This is a genomic window from Achromobacter colocynthidis, from assembly GCF_057334535.1.
This window is the reverse complement of record NZ_JBHFIZ010000035.1, coordinates 440912-454533: the sequence shown is the minus strand read 5'-3', so window position 1 is coordinate 454533 and position 13622 is coordinate 440912. Positions and strand designations below refer to the sequence as shown.

9 protein-coding genes are annotated in these 13622 nt (G+C 65.7%); 7 read left to right on the top strand and 2 right to left on the bottom strand.

From position 1 onward, the window contains the following. Window positions 1-52 precede the first annotated feature (52 nt). From ACE04A_RS17785 to ACE04A_RS17755, 7 genes are all read left to right on the top strand, one after another. Complete coding sequence (locus tag ACE04A_RS17785; RefSeq protein ID WP_485820357.1) at window positions 53-850, top strand: transglutaminase family protein; 798 nt, start codon at window positions 53-55, stop codon at window positions 848-850. Between the two features lie 93 nt (window positions 851-943). Continuing rightward, window positions 944-4282: a transglutaminase family protein gene (locus tag ACE04A_RS17780; RefSeq protein WP_485820356.1), complete on the top strand. Its 3339-nt coding sequence runs from the start codon at window positions 944-946 to the stop codon at window positions 4280-4282. A gap of 60 nt (window positions 4283-4342) precedes the next feature. Next, window positions 4343-7096, top strand: a complete 2754-nt coding sequence (locus ACE04A_RS17775) for a circularly permuted type 2 ATP-grasp protein (RefSeq protein ID WP_448718919.1) — start codon at window positions 4343-4345, stop codon at window positions 7094-7096. Between the two features lie 18 nt (window positions 7097-7114). Further along, window positions 7115-8071 (top strand): transglutaminase family protein, encoded by a 957-nt coding sequence (locus ACE04A_RS17770; RefSeq protein ID WP_448718918.1) that lies wholly within the window; start codon window positions 7115-7117, stop codon window positions 8069-8071. Beyond that, entirely contained in the window at window positions 8068-9204 is a 1137-nt protein-coding gene (locus ACE04A_RS17765) for a zinc-binding metallopeptidase family protein (RefSeq protein ID WP_448718917.1), read from the top strand. The genes ACE04A_RS17770 and ACE04A_RS17765 overlap by 4 nt, the downstream gene beginning before the upstream one ends. A gap of 158 nt (window positions 9205-9362) precedes the next feature. Then, a complete protein-coding gene (locus ACE04A_RS17760; protein WP_485820355.1) occupies window positions 9363-10526 on the top strand; it encodes a Fic family protein in 1164 nt (387 codons plus the stop codon). 14 nt (window positions 10527-10540) lie between these two features. Next, a complete protein-coding gene (locus ACE04A_RS17755) occupies window positions 10541-10708 on the top strand; it encodes a hypothetical protein (RefSeq protein ID WP_164741255.1) in 168 nt (55 codons plus the stop codon). Window positions 10709-10867: 159 nt separating this feature from the next. Here the strand turns inward: ACE04A_RS17755 and ACE04A_RS17750 are convergent, their stop codons facing one another. Continuing rightward, window positions 10868-12367 carry an aldehyde dehydrogenase gene (locus tag ACE04A_RS17750; RefSeq protein ID WP_264615623.1) on the bottom strand — a complete coding sequence of 500 codons (1500 nt, stop codon included), beginning with the start codon at window positions 12365-12367 and terminating at the stop codon, window positions 10868-10870. Further along, window positions 12364-13614, bottom strand: coding sequence for a Zn-dependent hydrolase (locus ACE04A_RS17745; RefSeq protein ID WP_485820354.1), 1251 nt, complete (start codon window positions 13612-13614; stop codon window positions 12364-12366). The genes ACE04A_RS17750 and ACE04A_RS17745 overlap by 4 nt, the downstream gene beginning before the upstream one ends. Window positions 13615-13622: the final 8 nt, after the last annotated feature.

The window sequence follows — 13622 nt, the reverse complement described above, 5'->3', positions numbered from 1 at the left end:
ATGTTGCTTGTCTTTTCAGATGGCGTTGCCGAATCGATGTGTGGAGACTTTCATGAAGCATCTCATCAAGCACGTGACCCGCTACCGCTATCCCGCACCGGTCAACTACAGCATCCAGACCCTGCGGCTGACGCCCCGGCGCGACGACCATCAGCATGCCCTGCGCTGGCAGATCCAGACGCCGGGCGAGATCCAGCCGCAGGTGGACGCCTACGGCAATGTGACGCATACCTTGACGCTGCACCGCACCCATAGCGAAATCGAAATCCATGCGGTGGGCCAGGTAGACATCCACCCGCTGGCGCAAGGCCACGTGGGCGACGAAGACGAACGCCTGCCGGTGTACATCTATGGCGTGCCCACCGCCTTGACGCAGTGCGACGACACCGTCCGCGAGTTTTGTCGCCGCGTGGTGCCGCGCGGCGTGCATGCGCCGCAAGACGTGCTGACCCTGGCGGGGGCGATCCGCGAACGTGTCGCCTACCAACCCGGCTTGGGCAGCGCGCCCATGACGGCGCCCGAAACCCTCGCGGCCCGGCGCGGCGGCAGCCACGACCAAACCCATCTGCTGCTGGCCTGCGTGCGCGCCTTCGGCACGCCGGGCCGCTTTGTCAGCGGGTATTGGCACGCGGCGGGCGACGACGCGGCCAGCCATGGCTGGGCCGACGTCTGGCTGGCCGGGCACGGCTGGGTCAGCGTGGACGTCAGCCATGCCACGTTCGCATCCGACGGCCATTGCCGTCTGGCCGTGGCGCGCGACTACGAGTCGGCCTCGCCCGTGCGCTGGCTGCATGGGGTGGCGGCCACGCTGTCGATGAATGTATCGGTGCAAGTCCAGGCCAGCCATTGATGAATGGCGTACCCTGCACCAATGGCGTGACATTCCCAAGCATCGCGTGACCCCCCCAAGAATTTCGGCAGTGCAGTCGACCCGGAGAAGGCTTTGACTATCCACGTAGCGCTCAAGCACGTCACGCAATACAACTATGACCGCCTGGTCAGCCTGTCGGCGCAGGTACTGCGGCTACGGCCCGCGCCGCACAGCCGCACGCCGATCCTGTCGTACTCGCTGACGGTGGAACCGGCCGAGCACTTCCTGAACTGGCAACAGGACCCGTTCGCCAACTATCTGGCGCGCCTGAATTTCCCGGGCAAGACGCGCGAATTCAAGATCACCGTAGACCTGGTCGCCGAAATGGCGGTCTATAACCCGTTCGATTTCTTCCTGGAACCGGACGCCGAGGAATTCCCCTTCACCTATGACGAGGTGTTGGCCCGCGAGCTGGCGCCGTACCGCGTCTGCGACGAAGCCACGCCGCTGTTCGCGGAATTCCTGTCGCGGGTGGACGTGCGCGAGCAGCGCACGGTGGACTTTCTGGTGGCCTTGAACCAGCAGGTACACAAGGAAATCAGCTACCTGATCCGCATGGAGCCCGGTGTGCAGACGCCGGAAGAAACGCTGGCTCGCTGCGCCGGGTCGTGCCGCGATTCCGGCTGGCTGCTGGTGCAGGCCTTGCGCCACCTGGGGCTGGCGGCACGCTTCGTGTCGGGTTACCTGATCCAGCTCAAGCCTGACGTGGGGGGGCGGGACGGCCCCAGCGGCGCGCAAACCGACTTCACCGATCTGCATGCCTGGTGCGAGGTCTATCTGCCCGGCGCCGGCTGGATCGGGCTGGACCCCACGTCCGGCCTGCTGGCGGGCGAAGGCCATATTCCGCTGGCGGCCACGCCCGAGCCGGGCAGCGCGGCGCCGGTGACGGGCGCGGTAGACAAGGCCGAGGTGGAATTCGCGCACACCATGTCGGTCACGCGCGTGTTTGAATCGCCGCGCGTCACCAAGCCGTACACCGACGAGCAATGGCACGACATCCTGGACCTGGGCGACAAGATCGACGACCACCTGGACCACATGGACGTACGCCTGACCATGGGCGGCGAACCCACGTTCGTGTCGGTTTCCGACCGCGACGGCGCCGAATGGAATACCGCCGCGCTCGGCCCCACCAAGCGCGGCTTTGCCTTGGAACTGCTGAACCGCCTGCGCACCCGCTACGGCGGCAACGGCTTTGTGCATGCCGGGCAGGGCAAGTGGTATCCGGGCGAGCAATTGCCGCGCTGGGCTTTGTCGATCTTCTGGCGCGCGGATGGCGAGCCCTGCTGGAATGACCCGGCGCTGTTCGCCGACGAGCGTCAGCGCAGCAGCTACACCGTGGCGGACGCGCAGCGTTTCATTACGCGCCTTGCCGAACGCCTGGAAGTGGACGCGCGCCACATCGTGCCGGGCTACGAAGACGTCTTCTACTACCTGTGGCGCGAACGCCGCTTGCCCGCCAACGTGGACCCTTTTGATTCACGGCTGGACGACGAAATGGAGCGCGCGCGCCTGCGCCGCGTGTTCGAACAGAAGCTGGACAGCGTGGTCGGCTACGCCTTGCCGATCCAGGCGGGCGAGGGCGGGCCATGGGTGTCCGGCCCCTGGTTCCTGCGCGATGAGCGCATGTATCTTTTCCCCGGCGATTCGCCGATGGGCCTGCGCTTGCCGCTGGACTCGCTGCCGTGGGCGGCGGAGGGCGACGCGCCCGTGGTGGCGGATCGCGATCCTTTTGACGCGCGGCGTTCATTGCCTGGGCCGGCCCAGTTGCTGGCGCAGAACCCGCGCGCCACGGCGGGGACTGTGCCGGGCGCGGGACCTGGGATAGGTCCTGGGGCAGGTCCAATCCCGGACGCCACCCGAGCGCCCGCCAAGTTTGAATCGGCCGCATGGCTGGCCCGCACCGCCATGTGTGTGGAACCGCGCAATGGCCTGCTTTTTGTCTTCATGCCGCCGCTGCCGCGCCTGGAAGACTATCTGGCGCTGGTGGCGCAGGTGGAAGCCACCGCGCGAGACCTGAAGGTGAAGATCGTGATGGAAGGCTATCCGCCGCCGCGCGATCCGCGCCTGAAGGTATTGCAAGTCACGCCTGACCCCGGCGTCATCGAAGTCAACATCCACCCGGCCAGCAACTGGGCCGACCTGGTGGACCACACCGAATTCCTGTACGAGGCCGCGTTCGAGACGCGCCTGTCCACCGAAAAATTCATGGCGGATGGGCGCCACACCGGCACGGGCGGCGGCAACCACTTCGTGCTGGGCGGCGCCACGCCGGCCGACAGCCCGTTCCTGCGCCGCCCCGACGTGCTGGCCAGCCTGTTGGCGTACTGGGTGAATCATCCGTCCTTGTCGTACCTGTTTTCGGGCTTGTTCATCGGCCCCACCAGCCAGGCGCCGCGTATCGATGAGGCGCGCAACGATCAGGTGTATGAGCTTGAACTGGCGTTTCAGGAAATCCATCGGCGCTGCGCGGAGCAGGGCGCCCAAGTACCGCCCTGGATGATCGACCGCGCGCTGCGCAACATCCTGGTGGACGTGACGGGCAATACGCACCGCTCGGAATTCTGCATCGACAAGCTGTATTCCCCCGACAGCGCCACCGGCCGCCTGGGTCTGCTGGAACTCCGCGCCTTTGAAATGCCGCCGCACGCGCGCATGAGCCTGGCGCAGCAACTGCTGTTGCGCGGTCTGATCGCTCATTTCTGGAAGACGCCGTACACCGCGCGTCTGACGCGCTGGGGCACCGAACTGCATGATCGTTTCCTGCTGCCGACCTTCGTCAAGATGGACTTCGAGGACGTGCTGGCTGACCTGAACGAAGCCGGCTACGCCTTTGACACCGCCTGGTTCGCCCCGCATTTCGAGTTCCGCTTTCCGCTGTTCGGCGACGTGGCCGCGCGTGGCATCCACCTGGAACTGCGCGGCGCGCTGGAACCCTGGCACGTGATGGGCGAAGAGGGCTCGTCGGCGGGCACGGTGCGCTATGTGGATTCGTCGCTGGAGCGGGTGGAAATCCGGGTATCGGGGTTGAACGACAACCGCTATGTTGTGACGGTCAATGGCCGAGCGCTGCCCTTGCAGCCGACGGGGCGCGTGGGCGAATACGTGGCGGGCGTGCGCTACAAGGCATGGGCGCCGCCTTCCGCGCTGCATCCCACCATTCCGGTGCACGTACCGCTGACGGTGGATATTGTGGACACCTGGAACCAGCGTTCCCTGGGAGGTTGCCGATACCATGTGGCGCATCCGGGCGGGCTGAACCCGGAAACGTTCCCCATCAACGCCTACGAGGCAGAGAGCCGGCGCCTGGCCCGCTTTGAAAAAATAGGGCACACGCCGGGGCGCATGGACGTGGCGCCGGCCCAGGTCAGCCGCGAATTTCCGTTCTCGTTGGATTTAAGGCACGATTGACCCCTTCTGGATGTTTAACCCCGGCGTACCGTTCGCCCCCACCGGTCGCCCCTATCCGCCATGCCGCAATTTCTTTTTCAGACCGATCCGTCGCAGGATGTCGCATCCCTGGCGGTTCATGCGGCGCTGCCCGCACGGCCGGGCCACTATGACGAACTGCGCGCGCCGGCAGAGCCGTCGGGCGCCACCCGCCTGCGCGAACCCTGGCCCCGTTTCTTCGAGCTATTAGGCACCAGCGGCTTTGCCGACCTGGACCGGCGCGTGGACGTGGTGGCCCGGCAGATCCGTGAAAACGGCATCACTTACAACATCTACGCCGACGCCAACGGCTCGGCGCGGCCCTGGTCGCTGGACCTGCTGCCCTTTGTCATCAACGACGCCGACTGGTCCGCCATCGAACAAGGGCTGTGCCAGCGCGCCACCTTGCTGAACCGCGTGCTGGGCGACGTCTATGGGCCGCAAACCCTGCTGGCCGACAAACTGATTCCGCCCGCGCTGGTGTTCGGCCATCCCGGTTACCTGCGCCCCTTGCGCGGCTATCAGCCGCCGGGCGGCACCTATCTGCACATTGCCGCCTTTGACCTGGCGCGCGCCAGCGACGGCGGCTGGTGGGTGGTGTCGCAACGCACGCAGGCACCGTCCGGGCTGGGCTACCTGCTGGAAAACCGCCTGACCATTTCCGGCATGTTCCCCGAGGCCTTCAAGGAACTGCGTGTGCAGCACTTGGCGACCAGCTATCGCCGGCTGATGGACATGCTGTACAAGCTCAGCCCGGGCGGGGCGTCGTCGCAAGCCTTGCCGCACACGCCACCGCGCATCGTGCTGCTGACGCCCGGCCCCTACAACGAAACCTATTTCGAACAGACCTATCTGGCGCGCTACCTGGGGATCACGCTGGTGGAAGGCGGCGACCTGGTCGTGCGCGACCAGATGCTGTACCTGAAAACGCTGCACGGCCTGGAGCGCGTGCATGCCGTGCTGCGCCGGCTGGATGACGATTTCTGTGACCCGCTTGAGCTGCGCTCGGACTCCACGCTGGGGGTGCCGGGCCTGCTGCAAGTCATGCGCGCGGGCAATGTGCTGGTGGCGAATTCGCTGGGCACGAGCTTTCTGGAATCGCCCGCCATCAATGGTTTTTTGCCCGCCATCAGCCGCCACCTGTTTGGCGCCGATCTGCTGCTGCCGTCGCTGCCGTCGTGGTGGTGCGGCGAGGCCGCCGCGCGCGAAGAGGTGTTGGCGAACCTGCCGGGTACGGTGGTCAAGTCCACCTATCCCAGCAATATGCGGGGCGGCTTCGAACCCGTCATCGGCGGGGCCGTGCCGCCGTCCGAACATGCCGCGCTGCAAGCCCGCATTGCCGACAATCCCGACGCCTACACCATCCAGCAATACCTGCCGCTGTCGCAAGCACCCAGTTGGTCCGCCGGCCATATCGTGCCGCGCGCGGCCATGCTGCGCGTGTTCGTCATCGCGGACGGCGAGGGCGGTTGGAACGTGCTTCCCGGCGGGCTGACGCGTATCGCCAGCCGCGAACAGCAGATCGTGTCCATGCAGCGCGGTGGCAGCAGCATGGACACCTGGGTCACCACCCGAGGCGCGGTGGATACGTTTTCGATGCTGCCCGTGCAATTGCAGCCCGAAGACATCGTGGCGGCGAGCCGCCCCGTGTCCAGCCGCGCCGCTGAAAACCTGTTCTGGATGGGCCGCTACACCGAACGCGCCGAGAACGACGTGCGCCTGGCCACGGTGGCGCTCACGTGGTTGAACAGCGACGAAGACAACGCCGGCGAACTCTTTGCCGCGGTCGATGCCTTGTGCCAGCGCAGCGGCCTGATGCCGGCCGCGCCGACCTTGTCGGTACGCATGTTTGAAGCCACGCTGGTGGCCGAGCTGGCGGGCGGCCCCGCGCAAGGCGGCGTGGCGCGCAACCTGGGCGCGCTGGCATTCGCCGCCGGCCAGATTCGCGACCGCCTGTCGCCCGAACACTGGCGGCTGGTCGTCACGGCGCACGAAGGCTTCATGCGCATGGCGTCTGGTGGCAAGGGGGGCGAACCCGGGGTGCCGGAATCTTTGTCGGGATCTTTGTCGGGATCTTTGCCGGAGTCTTCGTCGGGGTCTCTGTCGGGGTCACAGTCGCGGTCTCAGCCGGACCCGCTGCCGATGTCCGCGCCGGACGTGCTGCGCGGCTTGAAGAGCCTGGCCATGCAGCTTTCGGCCATCACCGGCTCGCAAACCGACCGCATGACGCGCGACGACGGCTGGCGCCTCTTGACGATCGGCCGGCAGATTGAACGCCTGTCCGCCATGGCCGGCCTGCTGGGTGCCTTGTTCCGCCGTAACGCGGTGCTGGGCGACAGTGGTTTCAACATGCTGCTGGACCTGTTCGACAGCAAGATCACCTACCGCGCCTATTACCCCGGTCGCCAGGAAGTACCGGCGCTGCTGAACCTGCTGGTGCAAGAGCCGGCAAACCCACGATCGCTGGCCTGTGTGCTGAACGTGCTGCGCAAAGAGGTGGCGCGCCTGCCCGACACCGTGGCCGGCCCGGCCGCGGACCTGGTCCGCTTGTTGCCGGAAAACGGCGTGGGTGCGTCATTGGCTGAGCTGTGCCGACAGACGCAAGGCCAGGGCCAGGGCATGGGCCAGAGCCAGAGCCTGGGCCAAGCCCAAACCCAAACCCAAACCCAAGGCCAATACGCCGACGTGCTGGCGCTGTCCGCGCAACTCGAGGACGCCGCCAGTGCGCTGTCCAACGCCATCAGCCTGCGCTATTTCAGCCACGCAGCCGGTCATGACCAAACGCTTTCCGCGTAATTCACCGGCCCCGCACCCATGAATTTCCCGACTTCCGATCTTGCTGCGCCCGCCGCCGTGGGGGTGACCCTGGGCGTGGACCACGAAACCGCCTACCGCTACGCCGCGCCCGTGGAACTGGCGCACCACCTGGGCTATTTGCGGCCCTTGCATGACGCCTGCCAGGTGGTCGACGCCTACACGCTAAGCGTCACGCCCACACCGCCGTCCATTACCGAGACCGTAGATGGCTTTGGCAACACGCGCTGCCTCTTCGCGCTGTATGCCCCGCATGACGCGCTGACCGTGCGCGCCACCAGCCGCGTGACGGTGTACCCGCGCTTTGGCGCGCTTGACCCCTCGGCCGGCCTGCCGTGGGAAGACGCGGCACGGCGCTTGCGGTATGACCCCGCCTTGCCCTACGCGCCGGAAGTGGAATTCAGCTTTCCTTCCACCTACGTGCCCTTGCATTCCGAGCTTCGGGCATACGCCTTGCTGTCGTTCACCCCAGGGCGGCCCGTGGCCGAGGCCGCCTTGCACCTGATGCACCGGATCCATGCGGATTTCAGTTACCAGTCGGCGCATACGCAGGTGTCCACGCCCATTCTTGATGTTTTTCATGAACGGGTCGGGGTGTGCCAGGATTTTGCGCATCTGATGATCGGCTGCCTGCGCGCCATCGGCTTGCCGGCGCGCTATGTCAGCGGGTATCTGATGTCGCAACCGCCACCCGGCCAGCCGCGCCTGATCGGGGCCGACGCCTCGCATGCGTGGGTGTCGGTGCATTGCGCGGGGGTGGACGTCAATGGCGGCTGGATTGACCTGGATCCCACCAACGACGTGGTGCCCGGCACGGCGCATGTGGTGCTGGCTTACGGCCGCGATTACGCCGACGTGACGCCCCTGCGGGGGGTGATCCGAGGCGGCGGCCATGAATTGGATGTGCGCGTGACCGTCGCGCCCATAGACGAGTTTCCGACTGGACTGGATGCATGACCTATTTCTTCGACGCGATCCACCGCCAACTGCGCGCCCCGAAACGCCAGCGCGTGCGGCATGCGCGCGCGAAGGCCTTTCAATGCGTTTGCGGCCAGCCCATTTTTTTCAGCAACACGGAATGCCTGAACTGCCATCGCCAACTGGGCTTTGACCCCAAGCGCGGGCACGTGGTGGCGCTGGACGTGGAACCGGCCAGCGGCGTCCTGCGCGAATCGGGCAAGGTACGTGGCAGGACTTACAAACGTTGCGCCAATTTCTCCATGCCGGCCTTGTGCAACTGGCTGCTGCCCGCCCAATCGGCCGACACGCTGTGCCTGTCCTGTAACCTGAATCACACCATTCCCGACCTGTCGGTGCCGGAAAACGGCCCGCTATGGTGCAAGGTGGAGGCGGCAAAGCGCCAGATGATCGCGCAGGTGCTGATGCTGGGCCTGCCCCTGCGGCGCTCGGAAACGCCCGATGACGGTGGCCTGGCGTTCGACCTGCTGGCGCCCGAGGCCGACGGCGCGCCCTTGCTGACGGGACACGCGCACGGGCTGATCACCATCAACATCAAGGAAGCCGACGACGCCTACCGCGTGAAAGTGCGCGAAGACATGCGCGAGCCGTACCGCACGCTACTCGGCCATTTCCGCCACGAGATTGGCCATTATTACTGGGACCAGCGCATTGCCGGCGGCCCCTGGCAGGAACCGTTTCGCCAGGTGTTCGGCGACGAACAGGCCGACTACGCCCAGGCGCTGCAACGCAACTACGAACAAGGCCCCCCGGCCGACTGGGCGCTGCACTACATCAGCACCTACGCGTCCTGCCACCCCTGGGAAGACTGGGCCGAAACCTGGGCCCACTACCTGCACATGATGGACACGCTGGACACCGCCATCAGCTTCGGCATCACGCGCACGGCGGTCGAGCAGTCCTACGACCCCTTTACCAAGGACGCGCTGTACGACCCGGACGACCCGGAAGGACAGGCGTTCCTGGACCTGGTCAACGCCTGGGTCGCCTTGACCGGCGTGCTGAACGAACTGGCCCGCAGCATGGGGCAACGGGATTTCTATCCCTTTGTGCTGCCGGCGCAGGTGATCGGGAAGTTGCAGTTCGTGCACCGGGTGGTGAAGGGGGCCTAGCGCGCTGAAACAGCGTGAGAATAAATCGGCAAAAGAACTGGCAAGAAATTTCGTACAATCACCGAATTAAATAAATATATTGCTTATTTATCAATGTGATAAATGCAATATTAATCGGCAAAAAAACCGGCAAAAAAACCGGAAAATGCTCGGACCAAATGTACGATTCTCCGCATCAATTCTTGCCCCTCCAGCCCGCCGAAGCCGCATCCGCGCGGCTGCTGGAACGCGCGCGCGCGATCGTTCACCAATCGGTAGAACTCGGGGCACAGGCGCATCCCGCCACGCGCGACGCCTTGCGCGATCTGCTGCGCAGCATGAATTCCTACTACAGCAACCGGATCGAAGGCCAAAGCACCACGCCTCGCAACATCGAAGCCGCCCTGCATCAGGAATTTTCAGACCGGCCCGAGGTGGCGCAATTGCAGCGCATTGCCGTGGCGCATATCCAGGCCGAAAAGGCCATGTCTCGTCTGGCCGATACCCAAGGCGCGCTGGGCGCTGACTTTGCGACCGCCGCGCATGGCGCCTTGTACAGCCATCTGGACGCCCGCGACCGAACCACCCAGGACGGCTACGTGGTGCAGCCGGCCGCGTTGCGCACCATCGATGTCACGGTAGGCCGCCATCATCCTCCCGCGTGGCAATCATTGCCGCGCTTCATGGAGGCCTACACCCAGCACTATGACCGCCCCAGGCCCGCCGACGCGCAGTTGATCGCCATTGCCTGCGCGCACCATCGCATGGCGTGGATGCATCCGTTTGCCGATGGCAATGGCCGCGCGTCGCGCTTACAGACCCATGCCGCGATGCTGCCGATCACGCAGGGGCTTTGGTCGGTCAATCGTGGCCTGGCGCGCGGCGTGAACGACTACTACGGCTATCTGGCGTGCGCGGACGCGCCGCGCCAAGGCGACCTGGATGGCCGGGGCAACCTGAGCGAAAAGGGCTTGGTCCAGTGGGTTGAGTATTTTCTGGGCGTTTGTGAAGACCAGGTGGCCTACATGACGCGCACGCTGGCCCTGGATTCGATGAAGGCAAAAAACCCACGCCGCCGTGCAGGTGGAAACCGCGCACGGCCGCTTGCGGGCAGAGGCGGCCTTACCCATCTACTTTTTGTTTGCCGCGGGCCCCGTCAGCCGAGGCGAATTCATTCAGATGACGGGACTGGGCGAACGCACCGGGCGATCGTTGTTGGCGGCGGCATTGAAAAGTGGATTGGTGGCATCCGATACCCCGCGCGGCCCCGTGCGCTTTGCCTTCCCCCTGGATGCATTGCCTGTGCTGCTGCCATCGCTGTACGGAGGGGTGGACGATGTTGAGGGATGAAGGGTGGATGATTGGCATAGAAGAAGCCAAGCTCAACGTGCTCCGCGACGCCGCCGACAAGGGATGGGCTGACATCGCCGCAGGGCGCTTTACCGATGTCACAGACGATCAACTCGAAAGTTTCATCGAACAGCTTGGGGCGCAGGCTGCCGCCAGGGTAAACATGAGGAAGTAGTGTCGGTCTATCGGCTGTCCAATTGGCCGAGTGCTGCACGATGTGATGGACTTGGCGCAGCACCTGGATTCTCGAAGATCGTGGTCTTAGCTTGCCCTTGGGCAGAATCCCCCACCCGCTTGGCGGCGATTCTGCCCAAGGGCGTGAGCCATGACACGATCACACGGTCAGACTGATCCAGGTCGTCTTCAAGTCCGAGTACTTGTCCAGTGCGTGCAATGACTTGTCGCGACCGGAGCCCGATTGCTTCACTCCGCCGAACGGCACCGTGATGTCGCCATCCGCATAGCAATTCACCCACACCAGCCCCGCGCGCAGGCGGCGTGACAGCCGGTGCGCGCGTGACAAGTTGGCCGTCCACAGACCCGCGCCCAGTCCATAGACCGAATCGTTAGCCAACTGGATGGCTTCGTCTTCGGTGCTGAAACGTTGGGCTGCCAACACCGGCCCGAAGATTTCTTCGCGTACCAGGGCGGAATCCTGGTGGGCGCAATCGAAGATGGTGGGTTCGATGTAGTAGCCGCCCGACGCGCTGCGGGCTTGCTTGCCGCCGATGCGCAAGGTGGCGCCTTCGGATTGGCCGGCGGCGATGCGGGCCAGCACGCCTTGCATCTGGCGTTCGTCCACCATGGCGCCCATGGCGGTGGCGGGGTCCAGCGGGTCGCCGGGTTGCAGCGTGGCGGCGTAGGCGGCCACTTTTTCCATGAAGGCATCGTAGATGCCGTCCTGCACGTACAGGCGCGAGCCCGCGATGCAGACTTCGCCCTGGTTCGAAAAGATGGCCAGCGCGGCGGCTTGCGCGGCGCGGTCCAGGTCGGGGCAGTCGTCAAACACGATGTGGGGCGACTTGCCGCCGCATTCCAGCCACACGCGCTTCAGGTTGGATTCGCCGGAATAGGTCATGAAGCGTTTGCCGGTGGCGGTCGAGCCCGTGAAGGCCACGCAGTCCACGTCCGGGTGACGGCCCAGCGCCTGGCCCGCTACCGCGCCCAAGCCGGGCACCACGCTGAAGACGCCCGCGGGGATGCCCGCTTCTTCGGCTAACGCCGCCAGCCGGATGGCCGACAGCGACGCCTGTTCCGCCGGCTTCAAGATCACGCTGTTACCCGCGGCCAGGGCGGGCGCCACTTTCCAAGCCGCCATCATCAGCGGGTAGTTCCACGGCACCACGGCCGCCACCACGCCCAGCGCTTCGCGGGTGATGGTGGCCAGCGCGTCGGGGCCGGTGGGTGCGATCTCGTCGTAGATCTTGTCGATGGCTTCGGCGTACCAGGCGTAGCAGCGGGCCGTTTCCGGTACGTCGAATGCCAGCGCGTCGCGGATGGGCTTGCCCATGTCCAGCGTTTCCAGCAGCGCGAGTTCTTCGGTGTGCTGGTCGATCAGGGCCGCCAGGCGCAACAGGCGTTCCTTGCGTTGGCGCGGCGCCAGCTGGCTCCATACGCCGGCTTCGAAGGCGCGGCGGGCGGCGGCCACGGCGCGGTCCACATCGGCCTGGCCGCAGGCGGCCACGTCGGCCAGCTTGCGGCCGTCGATGGGGCTGGATGCGGCGAACGTGGCGCCGTCGGCGGCGTCGCAGTAGGCGCCGTCGATATAGGCCTGGCCATTGAAGTTCAGCGCGGCGGCGCGGGCTTGCCAATAGGCGTGATCGTGTTGGCTCATGCTGGGTCTCCAGTGAGGTTGGCGCGGGCGACCATGGCGTCCAGCAGCACGTTGCAGCCGGCTTCCAGGTCAGCGGGTTTGGCGTCTTCGATTTCGTTGTGGCTCACGCCGTCCTTGCAGGGCACGAAGATCATGGCGGTGGGCGTGACGCTGGCCATGTAGACGGCGTCGTGGCCGGCGCCGGTGACGATGTCCATGGCGGCCAGGCCGCGCCGCGTGGCGCCGTCGCGCACCTTGGCGACCAGGTCCGGGTCGAAGGGGGTGGGGGGGAAATACTGCACCTGCTTCACGTCCACTGTTACGCCGTGGCGTTCGGCGACGTCGGTGCAGGCGGCCAGCCAGCGCGCGTCCATCTGCGTCAGCGTGGCCTCGTCTTCATGGCGCAGGTCCACCGTGAAACGGACCTGGCCGGGAATCACGTTGCGCGAACCCGGGTGCGCGTGGATTTCGCCAACCGTGCCGCGTCCGTGCGGCTGGTTGTCGTTGGCGATGCCGATCACCGCCTGCAACAGGAAGGTGGCGGCGTAGAGCGCGTCGCGGCGGATGGGCATGGGCGTGGGGCCGGCATGCATTTCCATGCCGGTGATGACCACGTCGTACCAGCGCACGCCCAGCGAACCCGTCACCACGCCAACCACTTTTTCTTCGTGCTCAAGAATCGGGCCTTGCTCGATGTGCGCCTCGAAGTACGCACCCACCGGCCGACCGCCGACCGCATCCGGGCCGGCGTAGCCGATGGCGGCCAGTTCGTCGGCCACCGACTTACCGTCGTGGTCGCGCGCGTTCAGCGCCACTTCCAGCGGGAACTTGCCGGCGAATACGCCCGAGCCCATCATCACCGGCAGAAAGCGCGAGCCTTCTTCATTGGTCCAGATGGCCACTTCCAGCGGCGCCTCGGTTTCGACGCCATGGTCGTTCAGGCTGCGCATGACTTCCAGCCCGGCCAACACGCCGTAGCAGCCGTCGAACTTACCGCCGGTGGGCTGGGTGTCGATGTGGCTGCCGGTCATGACGGGCGGCAGGTCGTTGTTGCGGCCGGCGCGGCGCGCAAAGATATTGCCCACCTGGTCCACACGCAGCGTCATGCCGGCGTCGCGCATCCAGCCGGTGACCAGATCGCGGCCCTGGCCGTCCAGCGCGGTCAGCGCCAGCCGGCAGTTGCCGCCCTTGGGCGTGGCGCCGATCTGCGCCAGGTCCATCAGCGACTGCCACAGCCGCTGTCCGTTGATTGAAATGATGCTTGTCATGGATTCAG

Excerpts from the sequence above, each read along its gene's own strand:
- ACE04A_RS17785 (WP_485820357.1), top strand. The coding sequence starts at position 53 with ATGAAGCATCTCATCAAGCACGTGACCCGCTACCGCTATCCCGCACCG.
- ACE04A_RS17775 (WP_448718919.1), top strand. The coding sequence starts at position 4,343 with ATGCCGCAATTTCTTTTTCAGACCGATCCGTCGCAGGATGTCGCATCC.
- ACE04A_RS17770 (WP_448718918.1), top strand. The coding sequence starts at position 7,115 with ATGAATTTCCCGACTTCCGATCTTGCTGCGCCCGCCGCCGTGGGGGTG.
- ACE04A_RS17765 (WP_448718917.1), top strand. The coding sequence starts at position 8,068 with ATGACCTATTTCTTCGACGCGATCCACCGCCAACTGCGCGCCCCGAAA.
- ACE04A_RS17760 (WP_485820355.1), top strand. The coding sequence starts at position 9,363 with ATGTACGATTCTCCGCATCAATTCTTGCCCCTCCAGCCCGCCGAAGCC.
- ACE04A_RS17755 (WP_164741255.1), top strand. The coding sequence starts at position 10,541 with ATGATTGGCATAGAAGAAGCCAAGCTCAACGTGCTCCGCGACGCCGCC.
- ACE04A_RS17750 (WP_264615623.1), bottom strand. The coding sequence starts at position 12,367 with ATGAGCCAACACGATCACGCCTATTGGCAAGCCCGCGCCGCCGCGCTG.
- ACE04A_RS17745 (WP_485820354.1), bottom strand. The coding sequence starts at position 13,614 with ATGACAAGCATCATTTCAATCAACGGACAGCGGCTGTGGCAGTCGCTG.